The following is a 17,932-nucleotide window of genomic DNA, read 5'->3' as shown; positions in this document are numbered from 1 at the left end:
CGTTATGCCCGGAAGCCTGCCAGCCGAAGCCGACAGCACAGACTTCCCTATCCTATCGGATTTTCCCGACTCCAAAGTTCACCTGTGGACAGCGCTCCGTCCCCCGCCGCGCCGGTTACCGGGCAAAGAAGGCCTCTGCTGCGCGGGAAAGCTGGAACGGGTCGTTGACTCCGGCCATCTCCCGGGCCGAGTGCATGGACAGGAGCGGAATGCCGACGTCGATGGTGCGGATTCCCAGGCGGGTCGCGGTCAGCGGGCCAATGGTGGAGCCGCACGGAATGGAGTTGTTGGACACGAACTCCTGGTAGGGCACACCGGCCCTGCGGCACAGTCCCGCCCAGTACGCCGCACCGGGTGCGTCGGTGGTGTAGCGCTGGTTGGCGTTGATCTTCAGCAGCGGACCGCCGTTGAGGACCGGCCGGTTGGCCGGGTCGTGCCGTTCGGCATAGTTGGGATGCACTGCGTGGCCCGCGTCGGCAGAGATGCAGAACGACGCAGCAAATGCACGCTGCGCCTGCATGGCATCGGCTCCGAGTCCTGCACTGATCCGGGCAAGCACGTCCTCGAGGAACGGGCCGGCCGCGCCGGAGCGCGATCCGCTGCCAACTTCTTCATGGTCGAACGCCGCCAGGACAGCAATTGCTCCGCCGGTCTTGGATTCGGCGGCAGCTTCCAGGGCACGCAGGCCGGCGTGCACCGAAGAAAGGTTGTCCAGCCTGCCTGAGGCGAAGAATTCCCCGTCGGCACCAAAGACGCGGGCCGGCTGGGTGTCGGCGGCGACGACGTCGTACCCGCCGATCTCTTCGCGGTCCACGCCCGCTTTGGCTGCCAGAAGCCCCAGGAGATCGGCGGTTGACGGATCACCGAGCCCCCACACCGGGTTCATGTGCTGCTGCTTGTCCAGCTTCAGGCCTTCGTTCACGGCGCGGTCCAGGTGGATGGCCAGCTGCGGGAAACGCAGCAGCGGACCCGTGGCAACCAGGTGCTCGACGCCGTCGAGGGTCACCAGCCGTCCGGCGAGCTCCAGTTCACGGTCCAGCCAGGAGTTCAGCAGCGGCCCGCCGTAGACCTCCACGCCGGCCTGCAGCCAGCCGAACTTCCCGGTAGTCGGCGAAGGCTTGAGCTTGAAGGTCGGTGAGTCGGTGTGGGTCCCGAAGATATTGAATCCGGTCCCCGGTTCTGCGCCCTCAGGGACGATCCAGGCGATGAAGGCGCCGTCGCGCACCACCACATACCGGCCGGGCGCTGCGGGCCAGTCCTGGTCCTCAGCAACTTCAGTGAATCCGGCCGCCGCGAGACGGTCCGCGGCAGCGCGGGCGGCGTGGAAGCTGGAGGGCGAGGCGGCGACGTATTCGCCGAGGTCGTTTACGTGAGCCAGTGCGTCAGACATGCTCCGATTCAACCAGAGCCGGCGGCGGGCACGTAACCGCCGCCCCACGAAGAAAGGATCCCCCGGGCATTGCTGCCCGGGGGATCCGTGGGAGATGTCCGGTGAAGGCGTCTGCGGCCGTTCTTCCGCTTCCGCCTTCACCGAAGTGTGGGGTGCTAGACGTCGCGGCGCTTGTTCACGATCAGTGCGACGATCAGCAGGAGAACCGCCCAGCCGCCCAGGACCAGTCCGCCTTCGAGCTGGTTCAGCGCACCGTCGGCAATATTGGTGGCCACCAGCTGGGTACCGGCGTTGCTGGGCAGGAAGCGTGCGGCGTCAGGAATCCAGTCCGCAAGACCTGAAATCAGCTGCACGATCACAGGCAGGACGAACAGGACGCCGATGATGGTCACGACGCCGCCGGCGGTGCTGCGAAGCAGGGATCCGGTGGCCACGCCCATCACGGCGATGGCCGCCAGCAGGGTGCCCGTGTTGATGATGCTGGGAAGGACCCAGGGTGCGTCCAGGCCGAATTCAAGGTTCTCCGGAGCCAGCAGGGGCTGGCTGATGAGGTAGCTTGCGAAGGCACCGACTACGCCGATAACGAAGGCTACGACGCCGATGATGATGGCCTTGCCCAGCATTGCCGGCGTCCGGGTGGGAACCGCCACCATCGTGGAGCGGATCATGCCGGTGCTGTACTCGGAGGCAACCAGGACCACGGCCAGGGCGGCGATGAGAAGCTGGCCAAACAGTACGCCGGAGGCCGGGGTGTCATAAACCATGGCCTGCAGGTCCATGCCGTTCCCAACGCCCATGGCCGGTCCCATGCTGGGATCGTCCGCCAGCATTTCAGCAGTCATTGCCCAGCTCCAGGCAACGAGTGCAGCCAGGCCCACCATGACCACGAGGGTGACGGAGAGCAGGATCACGGTGGAGGGCAGGGTGGTTACCTTGATCCACTCTGAGCGCATGACCCTGGCAAAGTTGACGCCGCTGCCGTCCGTGCGGGCCGTCCGGCGGGACGGCGCGGGTGCGGTTGTGGTGCTCATGCTCGGGTTCCTTCCACAACAGGCTCGGCAGCAGCCGGTTCCTGGCTAAATGCGTGGGACTTGTATTCGACGTCGTCCCGGGTGAGTTCCATGTAGGCGTCCTCGAGGGAAACCTGGATCGGGGTCAGCTCGGTGAGCAGGATCCGGCGGTCCAGGGCGATCTCTGCGATGGAGCGTGAATCGGCGCCGCTGACCTCGAACAGTCCGTCTTCAATGCGGTTGATTTCAGCACCCTGGTTCTCCAGGACCGGCAGGAGATCGGCAGCGTTGTCGGTGCGCACCCGCGTGCGCTGGCGTCCGCCGCCGTCGATGATCTCCTGGATGGGCGCGTTGGCGATGATGCGTCCGCGCCCAATCACAATGAGGTGGTCTGCCGTGACGGCCATTTCACTCATCAGGTGGGAGGAGAGGAAGACGGTGCGGCCTTCGGCGGCCAGGCCCCGGGCAAGGTTGCGGACCCAAAGCACGCCTTCGGGATCGAGGCCGTTGACCGGCTCGTCCAGGATCAGGGTGTTGGGGTCCCCGAGCATGGCGACGGCTATGCCGAGGCGCTGGCCCATGCCGAGCGAGAATCCGCCGACGCGCTTCTTAGCTACCGGGCCCAGTCCGGTGAGCTCGATGACTTCGTTGACGCGCTTGTTGGAGATGCCGTGCGTGGCGGCCATCGCGCGAAGGTGGTTGTAGGCCGACCGGCGGGTGTGCACCGCCTTCGCATCAAGCAGGGCGCCCACCTCATGGAGCGGAGCCTTGTGGCGGGCGTAGGGCTGGCCGTTGATGGTCACGTTTCCGGAGGTGGGACGGTCCAGTCCCACGATCATCCGCATGGTCGTCGACTTGCCGGCACCATTCGGGCCCAGGAAGCCGGTTACTTTCCCTGGTTCGACGGTGAAGGAAACATTGTCGACGGCGGTCTTGCTGCCGTAGCGCTTGGAGAGGCCGTGTGCCTCGATCATGGTGATCCTCATCTAGGAGCGTACAAGTACGGGGGTGTACTTCCACACTATGCGTCCGCCGTCCGCTGCGGACCGTTCCTAGGGATGAAACGGGGGAAATCAGGCGTCCCCCTTAGGGATGACTCAGGGAGGACCCTGAGTCATCAGTATGGCCGGGGACGGTTTCAGACGTCACGCTTTTTGATGACCACCACCGCAGCCGCCAGCAGCACCGCCGCCCATCCCGCGAGGATCAGGCCGCCTTCCACCTGGTTGAAGGCGTCGGGCTGGATTCGGGTGGCTACCAGCTGCGCCGCCGCACTGCTGGGCAGGAAACGGGCGGCATCTTCCACCCAGTCCGCCAGGCCGGTAAGCAGTCCCGCGATGATCGGCAGCACGAAGAGGGCACCCACCAGGGTCACCACTCCTCCGGCCGTACTGCGCAGCAGGGCACCGATGGCCACGCCCATGACGGCGATCAGTGCCAGGACGGTGCCGGTGTTGATGATGGAGGGCAGCACCCACTCCGCGTCCAGTCCGAAGTCCAGGTCCGAACCGGACAGGATCGGCTGCGCCAGCAGATACGTTGCGAAGGCCGAAAGGACGCCCACCAGGAAAGAGATGACGGCGATTACCAGCGTCTTGGCCAGCAGCGCCGGGACGCGGGTGGGCACGGCCACCATGGTGGAGCGGATCATACCGGTGGTGTATTCGGAGCCGATGACCACTACCGCCAGGGCGGCGATCAGCAGCTGCCCGAACGGCAGGCCGGAGGACGGGATGTCATACGCCGCGCTTTGCAGGGACTGCCCGATTCCCTCGGGCGGGCCGGACTCGGGTTCATTGGCCAGCTGGACCAGCCCCCAGGCGACAAGTGCGCCCAGGCCGATCATCACTGCGAAACTCACGGCCAGGAGGATGACTGTTGACGGGACCGTGGCCGTCTTGATCCATTCAGAGCGCAGCACGCGGCCGAAGGTGACCGGACCTCCCCAGGATCGCTGCGACCGGGACCGGGGGGCTGCGGCTGTGCTCATTGGGTCTGTCCTTCACTGGCGGGGAGCGGCTGCGCGCCGATCTGCTGCGACTGGTATTCGACCTCTCCGCCGGTCAGTTCCATGTAGGCGTCTTCGAGGGTTTCCTGCTGCGGTATCAGTCCGGTGATGAGGATGCCCCGGCTGAAGGCCGCCTCCGCGATGCGGCGTGCGGGCAGCCCGAGGACAGTCAGCTCATCCGCAGCCTCCCTGCGGATCTGCACCCCGTCGCCGGCTACAGCGGCCGCCAGCGCTTCGGCGTCGTCCGTCCGAACCAGGACGCGTTCGGCCTGACCGCCGGTGAGGACCGTCTCGATGGGGGCATCAGCCAGGATGCGGCCGCGGCCGATGACGATCAGGTGGTCCGCGGTAACAGCCATCTCGCTCATCAGGTGGGAGGAGATGAACACGGTACGGCCTTCGGCCGCGAGGCCCTTGACCAGATAGCGCACCCATTTCACGCCTTCGGGGTCCAGCCCGTTAACCGGCTCGTCCAGGATCAGCGTCTGCGGGTCCCCCAGCAGCGCTGCGGCAATGCCGAGGCGCTGGCCCATGCCAAGGGAGAAGCCGCCGACCCGTTTCCTGGCCACCGGACCCAGCCCGGTGAGGTCGATGACCTCGTTGACGCGTGCGGCGGGTATGCCTTCGGTCGCGGCCAGGGCCCGCAGATGGTTGTAGGCGGACCGCCTCGGGTGCACGGCCTTGGCCTCGAGGAGCGCACCAACCTCATGCAGCGGCATCCTGTGCCTGGCGTACGGTTTCCCGTTGACGCGCACGTTCCCCGCCGTGGGATGGTCCAGGCCGACAATCAGCCGCATGGTGGTGGACTTGCCGGCCCCGTTCGGGCCCAGGAACCCGGTGACCTTGCCGGGCTGGACGTTGAAGGTGATGCCGTCGACGGCGGTCTTGCCGCCAAAACGCTTGGTGAGTTCATGTGCCTCGATCATGCTCAGTCCTTTGGTTCGGAGGAACGGGGCCTAGCGCGAACTCACCGCCTCGAACTTGCGTACGGCCAGGGGGACGAACACCACAAGCATGATGGCGGAACCGATCAGCACCGTGGTGACGGGATTCTGCATGGGCCAGGTATCCGGCACCGGTGTCGATCCCAGGTTTCCGAACAGCTGCCGGACCGCCTGGACCAGCGCGGAGACCGGGTTCCAGTCAGCGATGGTGCGCAGGGGTTCGGGCAGCGTGGAGCTCTGCACAAACGCGTTGGAAATGAACGTGATCGGGAACAGGATGATGAAGGAGGCGTTGTTGATCGCCTCCGGGGACCGCACGGACATGCCCAGCAGGGCCATCACCCAGCTGAAGGCATAGGAGAACAGCAGCAGCAGCCCCACCCCGCCGAGGAAGGACCAGAAGGACGTGTTGACGCGCCAGCCCACCAGGAGGCCGGTGCCCATCATGATGATCACTGAAATACCGTTCAGCACCAGGTCGGAGTTGGTCCGTCCGATCAGCACCGCCGAAGGGCTCATGGGCAGCGTGCGGAACCGGTCGATGATCCCTTCCTTCAGGTCCTGGGCCATGGCCGATCCGGAAAACGTGGAACCGAAAACCACTGTCTGCGCGAAGATGCCCGCCATCAGGTACTGCGTGTAGTTGGTGCCCGCCACCTGGATGGAGCCGCCGTAGACCTGGCTGAACAGCAGCACGAACATGATTGGCTGCAGCACGGCGAACACGATCATGTCCGGTGTGCGGCGGATCTTGATCAGGTTGCGTTTGGTGACGGTCCAGCCGTCGGATGCCCAGCTGCCGGCCGTGGTCCCCGCCCCCGGGCGGAACCGGACCGCTGCTGTTGCGGCGCTCATCGTGCTGCCTTCGCTTTCCTGGCGTCTTCCTTCTCTTCCTCGGTGGTGTGTCCGGTGAGCTTCAGGAACACGTCGTCGAGGGTGGGGCGACGGATGCCGGCGTCGTGCAGTTCAATTCCTGCGGCTTCCAGGTCACGCAGGACCCGCTGGAGCGCGGCGGGGCCCTCGGTCACTGCCACTTCCAGGGCGCGTCCGTCGCTGGCGGTATGGACCTCTCCGCTGCCGTAACGGGCCAGGATCTGCCGCGCGGTGCCCGAGTCGAAGCCTTCAACCAGCGCAACGGCTACCCGGTGTCCGCCAATCCTGGCCTTGAGCTGGTCCGAGGTGCCTTCGGCGATCACCTTGCCGCCGTCGATCACGGCCACCGTGTCCGCCAGCTGGTCTGCCTCCTCCAGGTACTGGGTGGTCAGCAGCAGTGTTGTCCCGGCGGCGACCAGGGACTTGATCACGTCCCAGAGTGCCAGGCGGCTGCGCGGGTCCAGGCCGGTGGTGGGCTCGTCGAGGAACAGGACCCGGGGATTGTTCACCAGCGCCCCGGCCAGGTCCAGCCGGCGGCGCATGCCCCCGGAATAACCTTTCACCGGCCGGTTGCCGGCGTCCGCCAGGTCGAACTGCTCGATGAGTTCAGCGGCACGCTGCCGCGCCTGGGCCGTGGGCAGGTGGTAGAGCTTGCCGACCATTCGCAGGTTCTCGATGCCGGTGAGATTTTCGTCCACCGCTGCGTACTGGCCGGACACGCCAATGATGCGCCGAACGTCCTTGGGCCGCGCCGAGACGTCGATCCCGTCGATGGACGCAGTTCCAGCGTTGGCCTTGATCAGGGTGGTGAGGACCTTGACCGCCGTCGTTTTTCCGGCCCCGTTCGGGCCGAGGAGCGCCGTGACGGTGCCCTGGGGTACGCCAATATCCAGTCCGTCGAGGGCGAATACCGGGCCTGACTTGGACTTGTAGACCTTCGTCAGGCCGCGGGCCTGGATGAGCGGATCGCGGCGGCCCTCCGAGACCGGGCGCACTTGGTGGTTGGGGTTGGGGGGAAGGGACATGCGAACAGGTTAGGACTGCCCGCACCCGCTGGATAGGGGTTATCCGGACAGGTTCAGTCCGGAAGGCAAGAGAGCCGGAACGTTGGCTGGAAATGCACCCTAGGAGGCAGGTTTTCCTGCATCGAGTTCCTCGGGTTTGCGCTCGGCCGCAACCGGCGCAAAGACAATGGATATCAGCATTGCCGCCCCGACGACGAGCAGGGCGTTGCGCAGCCCCCAAAGCTCGCCGAGGAAGCCGAGCAGCGGCGGTCCGACGAAGAAGGCCGTGTAGCCGAGGGTGGAAACCACCGAGACGCGTCCGGCAGCATGGGCAGGATCGTCCCCGGCAGCGGACATCCCCATGGGGAAGCCCAGTGCTGCACCAATGCCCCACAAAACGACACCGGCTCCGGCCAGCCACAAGCTGGGGGCAAACACGAACAGGATCAGGCCCGCGAGCGAGGCGCCCATGCACAGCCGCAGCGCCCGGACCCGGCCCATGCGGTCAATCAGGCGGGCACCGAACCAGCGGGTGGCGGTCATGGCTGCGACGAACACGCCGAACATCACCGCGCCTGCTGTTTCTGACGCGTCGAGCCCGTCAACGGTGGCCTTGGCCACCCAGTCATTGGCGGCACCTTCGGTCAGTGCCGCACCCAGGACGACGACGCCGATCAGCAGGGTGCGGCCTTCTTTCCACGCGCCGAAGCTGGAAGGCTTGGAGGCGCCGCCATCGTGCGGATGAAGCATCTCCGGGGAATCCGGCAGGAAGGCCCTGGGAACCAGGGTGACCAGCACGACGGCGATCACCACGATCCCGATCAGGTGCACCGGCAGGCTGACGTTCAGGGCGGACAGTCCGGCGCCGATCATCGCGCCCAGGAAGGCGCCGCCGCTGAAGGCACCGTGGAACTTGGGCATCAGCGTTTTGCGCAGGCCTCGTTCAACTTCCGTGCCTTCCAGGTTCATGGCGACATCCCAGAGGCCAATGCCGGAACCGAAGATCAGCAGCCCGGCTGCCGTCAGGGGAATCGATCCCGCGGACAGTCCTGCCGCTATGACCAGTGCAGCCGCGGATGCGAGCAGCCCGCCGGTCCGGACCGCGTTGGCGGTGCCTACCCGCTGGGCCAAGGCACCGGCCAGGGGCAGCGCTCCAACGGAGCCCACCGCGGAGAAGAGCAGCAGCAGCCCCACGCCGGCGGAACCGATGTCCAGGGCCTGGGCCGCAGCGGGAATCCGCGCTGCCCAGCTGGCGAAGATCAGGCCGTTGAGGGCGAAAACTGCGAAGACAGCCAGGAGGGCCCGGTCCAGGGATTTGGTATTCACACCTTCATTCTGGAACCCGGACCCCGCCGGAGGGAAATGTGCCCTTCGGGCTCTGTCAGCGGGCGCGCTCGACGCGCTTTTCGTCCCAGACCGGCTCTTCGGATTCATAGACCCGTCCGTCCGAGCCGAAGACGAGGAAGCGGTCAAAGCTGCGGGCGAACCAGCGGTCGTGCGTCACCGCCAGGACTGTTCCTTCGAAGGCTTCGATGGCCTTCTCCAGGGCCTCGGCGGAGTGCAGGTCCAGGTTGTCCGTTGGCTCGTCCAGCAGCAGCAGGGTGGCACCGGAAAGTTCAAGCAGCAGGATCTGGAGGCGCGCCTGCTGCCCTCCCGAAAGCGAGTCGTACTTCTGTTCGCCGGAGGAAGCCAAGCCGTAGCGGTCCAGGGCGCCGGCCGCGGCCTCCCGGCCCAGGCCGGAGCGGTGCTCGTCCCCGCGGTGCAGGATGTCCAGCAGGGTCTTGCCCAGCAGATCCGGGCGCAGCATGGTCTGCGCGAAGAAACCCGGCCGGATCCGGGCGCCCAGCTTGACCGAACCCTCATGCGGAACCGGGGCGATCTCCACCTCGGAAACCGGTTCGTGTTCCTTGTCCGGATCGCTGCCGCCCAGGGCCAGCAGGCGCAGGAAGTGGGACTTTCCCGAACCGTTGGACCCCAGCACGCCAACCCGGTCGCCAAACCAGATTTCGGTGCTGAACGGCTTCATCAGTCCGGTCAGTTCCAGCTTCTGTGCCACCACTGCGCGCTTGGCGGTACGGCCGCCGCGCAGCCGCATCTTGACGTTCTGCTCGATCGGCAGCGCTTCGGGCGGCCCTGCTTCCAGGAACTTTGCCAGGCGGGTCTGCGCGGCGTGGTACCGGTTGGCCATGTCCGAGCGGAACGCGGCCTTGTTCTTGTACATGTTGACGAGTTCCTTGAGCTTCACGTGCTCCTCGTCCCAGCGCCGGCGCAGCTCCTCGAAGCGGGCATTGCGGTCTTCGCGGGCCTTGATGTAACTGCCGAAGCCTCCACCGTGGATCCAGGCCGAGGCACCGTTGATGCCCGGCTCAAGCGTCACGATGCGCGTGGCGGCGTTGGCGAGCAGCTCGCGGTCGTGTGAGACAAACAGGACGGACTTCTTCGACTCCGCAAGCTTGGCCTCCAGCCAGCGTTTGCCCGGCACGTCCAGGTAGTTGTCCGGCTCATCAAGCAGCAGCAGTTCATCCGGGCCGGAGAACAGTGCCTCAAGGACCAGGCGCTTCTGCTCACCCCCGGAGAGGGTGCTTGCCTGGCGGTACTGGGCCGTATCAAAGGGCATGCCCAGGGCGGCGGTCGTGACTTCATCCCAGACGGTTTCCTGTTCGTACCCGCCAACGTCTCCCCAGTCTGCGATCGCCTGGGCGTAGCGCATCTGGGTGGGTTCGCCGTCGTTCTCCATCATGGCTTCTTCAGCCTCGTCGACGGCCCGTGCAGCGGCCGCGATGGCGGGCGGGGCGGCGGAGACGAGCAGGTCCCGGACGGTGCTGCCGTCGCGCACCTGCCCTACGAACTGCCGCATGATGCCCATGTTTCCGGAGCGGGACACAGTGCCTTCGTCGGGTTTGATGTCTTCGGCGATGATCCGCAGCAGGGTGGTCTTGCCCGTGCCGTTGGGTCCAATCAGCGCAGTCTTGTGTCCCTCTCCGACCTTGAAGCTGACGCCGCTGAGCAGCTGCCTGCCGTCGGAGAGGAAGTAGTCAATGCCGGATACGTCGAGATGAGCCACGCTTCCATCCTCCCATCGCGGGGATGGGCTTCCGCCAGCGTGACGGCGGACGGCCGCGGGCATAGGCTCTTGTGTTGGCAATTACCGCAGAAAACCAGGAGAAAAAGATGATCTTCATCGTCGTCAAGTTCAAGGTCAAGCCGGAATGGACCGAGCGGTGGCCGCAGCTCACGGCCGACTTCACCGCTGCCACCCGCGGCGAGGAGGGCAACCTCTGGTTCGACTGGTCCCGCAGCCTTGAGGACCCGAACGAATTCGTGCTGGTTGAGGCATTCAAGGACGACGCCGCTGCCGCCCACGTGAACAGCGACCACTTCCAGCAGGCCATGAAGGACATGCTCCCGGCACTGGTTGAGACTCCGAAGATCATCAACACGCTGATCGACGGCCAGGAATGGTCCCGGATGGGCGAACTCGAGGTTAAGTAGGGCTCCGGAACGCGCCGGCTACTCCTGCACGGGCTACTCCTGCAGAGAGAAGCCGGCGCGCTCCAGCATCTCCCGCAGGTCCACCACCGTCTGTTCGTCGATGTCCTTGCCCTTGGGCGGGGTCAGGTAGTCGGTGTGCCCGGCCAGCGTGACCTCGTATTTGCCGTTGTGCTCGCGCGTGGTGTCCGCAACGGCCTCGAGCAGCGACCTCACGCGCTTCCACTCGATGTTGTGGGACACGGGGTGGCGCAGGATCTCGTTCAGCGTGTCCCGGTGGTGGTTGTTCAGGTGTTCGGGTGTATCCGTCATGGGAACCTCCTCGTTCAAGTTCCCCACGCCGTGCACCTCAGTGCAAGGGGTAGGCCCGGAACACGCCGGCTGCTACCTCGGTGAGAGGGACGGCAGGGGGAGCCCAAATACCTTCCGAAGGGCCTGGCCCGCAGCATGGTAGCCGCCCATTCCGTGCACGCCGGGACCGGGCGGGGTCGAGGCGGAGCACAGGAAAACACCCTGCAGCGGCGTCTTCCACGGAACCGGGGACAGCACCGGACGGCGGATCATCTGTCCCAGGGTCACCGCGCCGGCACCGAAGTCACCGCCCACATAGTTCTCGTTATACGCAGCCAGGCCGCGCGCCGTCGTCGTCCGTGTTTCGAGGACAACGTCCCGGAAGCCGGGTGCGAAGCGTTCAATCTGTGCCGTCACCGCAGCAGCCATGTCCTGGTCCGATCCGGCCGGCACATGGCAGTAGGTCCACAGGATGTGCCGGCCCGCAGGTGCGCGGGTGGGGTCGAAAGTGCTGGGCTGGGAGAGCAGCACGTAGGGCCTCGCCGGATGCCGTCCGGCGGCGACGGCGGCCTCGGCGGCAGCGGTTTCAGCGCGGGTTCCGCCCAGGTGCACGGTTCCCGCACCGGCGAGGGCCGGGTTCGCCCAGGGCACCGGCCCGGAGAGAATGAAGTCCACCTTGCAGGCGGCGTTGCCGTAGCGGAACTGCCGCAGCGCGCGTTCATAGCGTGCGGGCAGCTGACCCTCGGCCAGCCGCAGCAGTCCTGCCGGAGCAGTATCGAGGATGACTGCGCGCGAGCCGGAGAGTTCGCGGAGCGAGTCCACCCGGTGTCCGGTCTCCAGTTCCCCGCCGTGGGCACGGAGGTCCTCCACCATGGCGTCGGTGATGGCCTGGGAGCCGCCCACGGGCACGGGCCAGCCGACGGTGTGGGCCAGCAGGGCAAGCAGCAGGCCGCCGCCGGCCGAGGGCAGGGAGGGCAGCCGTCCAACGGGGTGGGCCATCACGCCGGTCAGCAGGGCAGGAGCCGCGTCTTCGGCGAAGCGGCGGTTCCACGCCCCGGTCCCCTGGTCCAGGGCTGCCAGCCCAAATCGCAGGGCGGCCAGCGGCTCGCGGGGAATCTTCAGCAGCGGGTCCATCAGCGTGCGCGTGATGGCTTCGCTGTGCTGCACCAGGGGGCTCATGAGCGCGGCCCAGGCTTTTCCGTCCGCCCCGAGTCCCTGGACGGTGCGCTCCAGGCTGCGGTAGGCCACTGCGGCGCGGCCTCCGTCCAGCGGCTGGGCGTAGGAAACCTCGGGCACTTCCAGCCGAATCCGCTCGGACAGGGCGAAATCCCGGAAAAAGGGAGCGGCCAGTGCCATGGGGTGCACGGCAGAACAGACGTCGTGCCGATGGCCGGGCCGGATGAGCTCGCTGGTGCGCGTTCCTCCGCCTGCGGTGGGAGCAGCTTCCAGGACACGCACGGCCAAACCTGCGCGGGCCATGGTGACCGCTGCGGCCAGGCCGTTGGGCCCGGCTCCCACCACGGTTACGTCAGTCACCGCCGGCCCCGGGACGGCCGCGCTTCAGACGGGAACGGGCGCTGCGCAGCAGTCCCGGAGCTTCCCGGCGCAGCCGCAGTGCGGCTGCCAGGGCGCGGTAGCGCAGCGGAGAAAGCGGAATATCGTACGTGGTCGGAACGGTGACCACGGTTTTTGAGAAGTTGCGTTTGAACGTGGTGACGTTGGCGAGGGACGGGTAGTTCTCGCTCTCGATCCCGGTCAGTCCGCAGGCCGTGTTGCCGGCGGCCTTGAGGACCTTGAACGCTTCCCAGAGCAGCAGGTACGGGGCGTTCGTTTTCCTGGCGTCCCGGGAGCTGGCGGCGAAGTAGTACACCGCGTAACCGCGGTATTCGGTGGTGATCAGCCAGGAAACGGGCTTGCCCTCGACGTAGGCCACCATGAGGCGCAGGTGGTCGCCCAGTTCGGTGAGCAGAGTCTCGTAAAAGGCTGAATCGAAGCTGGAGAACCCGTCACGGGCAGCGGTTTCCTGCATAATCGGAAACAGCTCCGTGCGGAAGACCTCGGCCCACCGTTCCCGTTCCACGGTGCGGACCTCCACCCCAAGCTTCTCCGCCTTGCGGATCAGGTTTCGGGCGTTGGGACGGAAGGCCGCGAAGATCTTCTCGGTGTCCGGGGTCAGGTCCACCACGATTTCGCGTTCGTACCAGCCGTGCTCCAGCGGTCCGGTGACCGGCGGGCTCACATGCTCCACCTGCATCCGCACATACAAGGGGTCCACGGCGGGATCCGCGCGGAACTGCTCCTGCACAGTGGCGACCAGCCGTGCCTCGGCGTCGGGGGTCCGCTCGGTGAACCAGGTTGGGCCGTTGACTACCACCAGGGAGGGCCGCAGGCGCCGGCGGGAGCGCAGGTAACTGGCGGTGGCAACCAGCTTCCCGCCGTCGTAATAGGCCCACACGCCGTAGGGTTCGCGGCCCAGGCGGGTTTCGAAGTCCGCCCAGTAGGGAGTCTGCTCCAGCGGGATGACAACACCGGGGTGCCGGGCCGCCAGGGACTCGAAGTCCTCGCGGGACAGCTGCTGGAAACGGTAGGGAGCGGGGGTCACATTGCTTCTTTCGCCGGGGCTGCGTCCGTCTCCAAGGGTACCCGAGGGCGGCGGGGCAGCCTGAGCCGCCAGCGGTCCGGAGCCTGGTTGAACGGCCCGCCCTGCGGATCGTCGATGCCCATGCGGCGCACCGGATCGGTCCGCGGGTCCCAGATGTCCATCGCCACCCTGAACATCAGGTACATGGTGGCTCCCATGTGCCCCACTACCGAAAGCACGAACCAGCCGGAATCAAGGTTGTTCTCCGGGGCTCCCCCGCCAATCAGGGCGGCGAGGTAGAGCCAGATGGCCCACCAGTGCATTACCTCGAAGAACTGCCAGATCAGGAAATCGCGCCAGCGCGGCCTCGCCAGTGCCAGCAGCGGCACGAGCCACAACACGAACTGGGGCGAGTAGACCTTGTTGGTGAGGATGAACGCCGCCACGATCAGGAAAGCCAGCTGCGCGATGCGTGGCCGCTGCTCGGCTGCAAGGCCCAGGACGGCGATTCCTGCACAGGCCAGGGCGAACAGGAAGTAGGCCCAGAAGCTGATGAACGCGGCGTCCACCGTAAATTCGGGGAAGGTGATGTTCCATGCCTGCCAGACGCTGGAATTACCGGCCCCGCGGTCGCGGGAGAATTCGTAGAAGTATTTCCAGCCCTGGAAGTCGCGGAGCATGAAGGGGACGTTGACCGCCAGCCAGGTCAGGGCCGTGGCCGCAAAGGTGACTGCGGCGGCCCGCAGCTTCAAGGTTCGCAGTGCCAGTACGAGGACGGCTCCGAGGATAAGCACCGGATAGAGCTTCAGTGCGGTTCCAAGCCCCAGCAGGACACCGGCCAGGAGCGGCTTGCTGCGGGCGAAAGCCAGCATGCCCAGGGCCGCCAGCATCACGGCCCAGATATCCCAGTTGATGAACATGGACAGGATCATTGCCGGGGCGACGGCCACCATGGCAGCGTCCCAGGGACGGCGGTTGGCCATCCGCATGGTGGCGATCACTGTCACGATCCAGGCCGCCGTGGCAAACACCGCATTCAGGTCGAAGTAGACCAGTCCGCGCGATTCCGCGCCGGCGGGCACAAGCCAGGCCACAAACCCGGCCAGCAGTCCCAGCAGCACGGGGTACTCAAACTCGGATCCGGGGCTGATGAAGGGATAGCTGCCGGCCCCCAGTCCGCGGGCGCCAAACAGCGCAGGCCAGTCCGAGTAACACGCCTGGTAGAACTGGTCGGACCAGCCGTTGAGGCGGCAGGGGGTCTTCGCCAGCAGAGCCAGCAGGGCCGCACCGGTGGTCAGCAGAATCAGCACCCGCGGGATGGTAAAGAATCCCGGGGAAACAATTCCCGGGGCCGTGTAGCGCCCCAGGGGGCCGCCCAGCACCTCGGTGAAGCGGCTCAGCAGCCGGTCATTCCGGCTGGGCACCACGATCCGCATCGGCCGGCGGCGGGGAGTTGAATCCATGCCTACCAGTATGCAGGCGTACCAGCCGCCGGCTTGGCGGAACGGCCCAAATGGCCCGGGCCTTCACCGCTGCCGGAATAGCCTGGGTCAAAGGGATCAGGGAGCGGCCTGCAGGGTCCCGCCGCCAGCCAGCTGGTAGTCCTGTCCGTTGAGGTAGCCGTTGCCCTCGGCCCCCGGATCGTAGGTGAGGGTGTGCCCATTGCCGGTGATGTTGGTGATCTCCGAGCCGCTGACCAGTGCTCCGGCCACGGAGGTAGCGGAGCTGTCCGCCGTGAGGTCCACTGTGCTGGTGTTGTCCAGCTCCAGCCCTACGTTGCTCAGGGTGCCCGTGATCCTGCTGTTGGCGGTCAGGGACACCGAAAGCGTGCTTCCGGCGTCGGCGGTCAGCTGTCCTTCCAGTACCGTTTCCTGCAGCGACGCCGACGCGCTGCCGTTGTTGGAAACGCTGATCAGCGCGCCCGCCCCCGGGTCCAGTTTTGCCGCGTTGCTGAGGTTGATCGCGGCACTGACGCCGTCCACGAAAACGGCGTTTCCGTCCTTGGCCGTCAGCGTTCCGCCGGACATGCTGAAGGTTCCGCCTCCGGTGTTGCCCGGCGTGCTTGAGTACATATAGGCACCGTGGGTGCCGCCGGTCAGTTCGGAACTGGTGGCGCTCACCGAGTTGGCGCCCTCGACGACGGCAGCCTCCGCCAGCGCCGATGTTCCGGTAAGGCCGCACACGGAAATAGTCCCGGTGGAGTAGATGACGGCGGACAGTTCTCCGCCGGCAGTGGCGTTCCCGCCGCTGACCTGGACGTCTCCCCCGCCGCGGTCCGTGGCGATCACGCTGGAATGGTCGCTCGCCGTGGAGAGCTGGGGGCTCACGGCCGTGATGCTGCCACCATCCGTGACGTCCAGGGCGTGGGAGAAGCTGCCCTCGGTCTTTACGCTCACATCCTGCAGGGACGCCGATGAACCCGTGCCGGTAGCAAACACCCCGTTGGCGCCGGCGCCCGAGGTTTCAACGGTGGTCCCGTTCATCGCCAGGGAGCCGCCTCCGGAAATCAGCACGGCAGCATTGAGTCCGGTGAAACTGGATGAATCAGTGTTGGAAGTGTCTCCGGACTTGCGGATGGTGGAGCTGCCCACGGCCTTCTGTTCCCCGCTGCCCACCTCAAGGGCGGAGCTGTCCGCGTCCGATGCCGCAAAGTCCTTGTCCTCCGGGCTGGGTGTCGCCGACGGCTCGGGCAGTTCACACTCATCGGCCAGCTGCGGGGAGGAGGGGGATTCCGCCGTCGGGCTCTGCGTGGACTCGCCGCCGTTCTGGGTGCAGGCGGTGAGCCCGCCTCCGGCCAGGAGGCCGGCGGCTGCCAGTACGACGGCGGCGCGGGTGCGGAAGGCGGCTGGAATGTCATTCATGGTGCACTCCTAGCGGAGGAAGGGCTCCGGCACTGTTCTTCCAGCGTAGGCTCACCGGTTGGCCCTGCCACCGGCCGCGGGCCAAATGCGGTTAGCGAAGGGCGAGCCGGGTCTGGGTCTGCACGGCACCCGACTCGGTTTTGAGCTGGTGAAGCAGCGCGTCAGCGGCGTTGGTGCCCGGCGCTATCCCTCTGCCCTTCAATGAGGCCCGGGAGCCGGAAAGTAGTCCCTGCCTACAACTCGGTGGACTGTTTGCTGGAAGAAGTAGACTGGGGCAGTTGCCTTGGCCGCCTGCTGCGGCACATCCGCGAGTCAGCGGCGGGCGGCGGCACAGGAATGTCTTCAAAGGAGAACCGTGGCAAATAACCCGATCCGGGTGGCAATCGTTGGTGTTGGTAACTGCGCTGCATCGCTGGTGCAGGGCGTCCAGTACTACCGCGACGCCGACCCTTCAGCAACCGTCCCAGGCCTGATGCACGTCCAGTTCGGCGACTACCACGTCAACGACGTGCAGTTCGCGGCAGCTTTCGACGTCGACGCGAAGAAGGTCGGACTGGACCTGGCTGACGCAATCGGCGCCAGCGAAAACAACACCATCAAGATCGCCGACGTTCCGCAGACCGGCGTGAAGGTGCAGCGCGGCCACACCCTGGACGGCCTGGGCAAGTACTACCGCGAGACGATCAGCGAGTCCGAGGAGGATCCGGTAGACATCGTCGCCGAGCTCAAGGCCGCGAACGTCGACGTCATGGTCTGCTACCTGCCCGTGGGTTCCGAGCAGGCAGCGAAGTTCTACGCCCAGTGCGCAATCGACGCCGGCGTGGCCTTCGTCAATGCCCTCCCGGTCTTCATTGCCGGCACCAAGGAGTGGGCTGACAAGTTCACCGCTGCCGGTGTCCCGATTGTGGGCGACGACATCAAGAGCCAGATCGGTGCCACCATCACGCACCGCGTGATGGCAAAGCTCTTCGAAGACCGCGGCGTCACGCTGGACCGCACGTACCAGCTCAACGTGGGCGGGAACATGGACTTCAAGAACATGCTTGAGCGCGAGCGGCTCGAATCCAAGAAGATCTCCAAGACCCAGGCGGTCACGTCCAACGTTTCTGCCGAACTGGCCGCCAACGACGTCCACATCGGCCCGTCCGACTTCGTGGCCTGGCTTGATGACCGCAAGTGGGCGTTCGTCCGCCTGGAAGGCCGCAACTTCGGCGACGCCCCGGTGTCCCTGGAATACAAGCTCGAGGTCTGGGACTCCCCCAACTCTGCCGGCGTGATCATCGATGCCGTTCGTGCGGCGAAGATCGCCCTGGACCGCGGCATCGGCGGCCCCATCCTCTCGGCTTCCAGCTACTTCATGAAGTCCCCGCCGGAGCAGTTCAACGATGACATCGCCCACGAAAAGGTGGAGCAGTTCATCCGCGGAGAAATCGAGCGCTAGGCTCTCCCTTTCTCCCAAGAATCGAGATAGCAGAAAGTGC

General features: G+C 66.2%; 16 protein-coding genes. 2 read left to right on the top strand and 14 right to left on the bottom strand.

What is annotated here, in order from left to right:
- Positions 1-115: 115 nt before the first annotated feature.
- The 9 genes from ABFX29_RS04490 to ABFX29_RS04450 form a co-directional block, all read right to left on the bottom strand.
- A complete protein-coding gene (locus ABFX29_RS04490) occupies positions 116-1,390 on the bottom strand; it encodes a M18 family aminopeptidase (RefSeq protein WP_211372318.1) in 1,275 nt (424 codons plus the stop codon).
- 155 nt (positions 1,391-1,545) lie between these two features.
- Positions 1,546-2,421, bottom strand: a complete 876-nt coding sequence (locus ABFX29_RS04485) for an ABC-2 transporter permease (protein WP_152225227.1) — start codon at positions 2,419-2,421, stop codon at positions 1,546-1,548.
- Positions 2,418-3,374, bottom strand: coding sequence for an ABC transporter ATP-binding protein (locus ABFX29_RS04480; protein WP_152227176.1), 957 nt, complete (start codon positions 3,372-3,374; stop codon positions 2,418-2,420). Before ABFX29_RS04480 ends, ABFX29_RS04485 begins: the two co-directional genes overlap by 4 nt.
- Before the next feature lie 164 nt (positions 3,375-3,538).
- Positions 3,539-4,390 (bottom strand): ABC transporter permease, encoded by an 852-nt coding sequence (locus ABFX29_RS04475; RefSeq protein WP_152225225.1) that lies wholly within the window; start codon positions 4,388-4,390, stop codon positions 3,539-3,541.
- A complete protein-coding gene (locus ABFX29_RS04470; protein ID WP_152225223.1) occupies positions 4,387-5,334 on the bottom strand; it encodes an ABC transporter ATP-binding protein in 948 nt (315 codons plus the stop codon). Before ABFX29_RS04470 ends, ABFX29_RS04475 begins: the two co-directional genes overlap by 4 nt.
- A gap of 30 nt (positions 5,335-5,364) precedes the next feature.
- Positions 5,365-6,207 (bottom strand): ABC transporter permease, encoded by an 843-nt coding sequence (locus ABFX29_RS04465; RefSeq protein ID WP_152225221.1) that lies wholly within the window; start codon positions 6,205-6,207, stop codon positions 5,365-5,367.
- On the bottom strand, positions 6,204-7,250 hold the full coding sequence (locus ABFX29_RS04460) for an ATP-binding cassette domain-containing protein (protein ID WP_152225219.1): 1,047 nt from the start codon (positions 7,248-7,250) through the stop codon (positions 6,204-6,206). Before ABFX29_RS04460 ends, ABFX29_RS04465 begins: the two co-directional genes overlap by 4 nt.
- Before the next feature lie 99 nt (positions 7,251-7,349).
- On the bottom strand, positions 7,350-8,555 hold the full coding sequence (locus ABFX29_RS04455; protein ID WP_246167194.1) for an MFS transporter: 1,206 nt from the start codon (positions 8,553-8,555) through the stop codon (positions 7,350-7,352).
- 55 nt (positions 8,556-8,610) lie between these two features.
- Positions 8,611-10,293, bottom strand: coding sequence for an ABC-F family ATP-binding cassette domain-containing protein (locus ABFX29_RS04450; RefSeq protein ID WP_152225215.1), 1,683 nt, complete (start codon positions 10,291-10,293; stop codon positions 8,611-8,613).
- Positions 10,294-10,400: 107 nt separating this feature from the next.
- Between ABFX29_RS04450 and ABFX29_RS04445 the strand changes: the two genes are divergently transcribed.
- Positions 10,401-10,721, top strand: a complete 321-nt coding sequence (locus ABFX29_RS04445; protein ID WP_152227174.1) for a putative quinol monooxygenase — start codon at positions 10,401-10,403, stop codon at positions 10,719-10,721.
- A 33-nt stretch (positions 10,722-10,754) separates the two neighbouring features.
- Here the strand turns inward: ABFX29_RS04445 and ABFX29_RS04440 are convergent, their stop codons facing one another.
- The 5 genes from ABFX29_RS04440 to ABFX29_RS04420 form a co-directional block, all read right to left on the bottom strand.
- Positions 10,755-11,030 carry a hypothetical protein gene (locus ABFX29_RS04440; RefSeq protein ID WP_152225214.1) on the bottom strand — a complete coding sequence of 92 codons (276 nt, stop codon included), beginning with the start codon at positions 11,028-11,030 and terminating at the stop codon, positions 10,755-10,757.
- Positions 11,031-11,102: 72 nt separating this feature from the next.
- Positions 11,103-12,545, bottom strand: a complete 1,443-nt coding sequence (locus ABFX29_RS04435) for a phytoene desaturase family protein (protein ID WP_152225212.1) — start codon at positions 12,543-12,545, stop codon at positions 11,103-11,105.
- Entirely contained in the window at positions 12,538-13,611 is a 1,074-nt protein-coding gene (locus tag ABFX29_RS04430; RefSeq protein ID WP_152225210.1) for a lipid II:glycine glycyltransferase FemX, read from the bottom strand. Before ABFX29_RS04430 ends, ABFX29_RS04435 begins: the two co-directional genes overlap by 8 nt.
- Positions 13,608-15,053 (bottom strand): glycosyltransferase family 87 protein, encoded by a 1,446-nt coding sequence (locus ABFX29_RS04425; RefSeq protein WP_211372317.1) that lies wholly within the window; start codon positions 15,051-15,053, stop codon positions 13,608-13,610. The genes ABFX29_RS04430 and ABFX29_RS04425 overlap by 4 nt, the downstream gene beginning before the upstream one ends.
- Positions 15,054-15,149: 96 nt before the next feature.
- Complete coding sequence (locus ABFX29_RS04420) at positions 15,150-16,451, bottom strand: autotransporter outer membrane beta-barrel domain-containing protein (RefSeq protein WP_152225208.1); 1,302 nt, start codon at positions 16,449-16,451, stop codon at positions 15,150-15,152.
- Between the two features lie 355 nt (positions 16,452-16,806).
- On the opposite strand from ABFX29_RS04420, the gene ABFX29_RS04415 reads away from it, so the two are divergent.
- Entirely contained in the window at positions 16,807-17,892 is a 1,086-nt protein-coding gene (locus ABFX29_RS04415; RefSeq protein WP_152225205.1) for an inositol-3-phosphate synthase, read from the top strand.
- Positions 17,893-17,932 lie beyond the last annotated feature (40 nt).

It is taken from the genome of Arthrobacter gandavensis, assembly GCF_039528575.1.
Taxonomy (GTDB): domain Bacteria; phylum Actinomycetota; class Actinomycetes; order Actinomycetales; family Micrococcaceae; genus Arthrobacter_B; species Arthrobacter_B citreus_B.
The sequence above is the reverse complement of the archived record's forward strand: the minus strand, read 5'-3'. Positions and strand labels throughout refer to the sequence as shown.

What these genes read in the sequence shown, in the direction of transcription:
- ABFX29_RS04475 (WP_152225225.1), bottom strand. Translation starts at nt 4,390, where the DNA reads ATGAGCACAGCCGCAGCCCCCCGGTCCCGGTCGCAGCGATCCTGGGGA.
- ABFX29_RS04425 (WP_211372317.1), bottom strand. Translation starts at nt 15,053, where the DNA reads ATGGATTCAACTCCCCGCCGCCGGCCGATGCGGATCGTGGTGCCCAGC.
- ABFX29_RS04470 (WP_152225223.1), bottom strand. Translation starts at nt 5,334, where the DNA reads ATGATCGAGGCACATGAACTCACCAAGCGTTTTGGCGGCAAGACCGCC.
- ABFX29_RS04445 (WP_152227174.1), top strand. Translation starts at nt 10,401, where the DNA reads ATGATCTTCATCGTCGTCAAGTTCAAGGTCAAGCCGGAATGGACCGAG.
- ABFX29_RS04480 (WP_152227176.1), bottom strand. Translation starts at nt 3,374, where the DNA reads ATGATCGAGGCACACGGCCTCTCCAAGCGCTACGGCAGCAAGACCGCC.
- ABFX29_RS04420 (WP_152225208.1), bottom strand. Translation starts at nt 16,451, where the DNA reads ATGAATGACATTCCAGCCGCCTTCCGCACCCGCGCCGCCGTCGTACTG.
- ABFX29_RS04460 (WP_152225219.1), bottom strand. Translation starts at nt 7,250, where the DNA reads ATGTCCCTTCCCCCCAACCCCAACCACCAAGTGCGCCCGGTCTCGGAG.
- ABFX29_RS04485 (WP_152225227.1), bottom strand. Translation starts at nt 2,421, where the DNA reads ATGAGCACCACAACCGCACCCGCGCCGTCCCGCCGGACGGCCCGCACG.
- ABFX29_RS04465 (WP_152225221.1), bottom strand. Translation starts at nt 6,207, where the DNA reads ATGAGCGCCGCAACAGCAGCGGTCCGGTTCCGCCCGGGGGCGGGGACC.
- ABFX29_RS04490 (WP_211372318.1), bottom strand. Translation starts at nt 1,390, where the DNA reads ATGTCTGACGCACTGGCTCACGTAAACGACCTCGGCGAATACGTCGCC.
- ABFX29_RS04440 (WP_152225214.1), bottom strand. Translation starts at nt 11,030, where the DNA reads ATGACGGATACACCCGAACACCTGAACAACCACCACCGGGACACGCTG.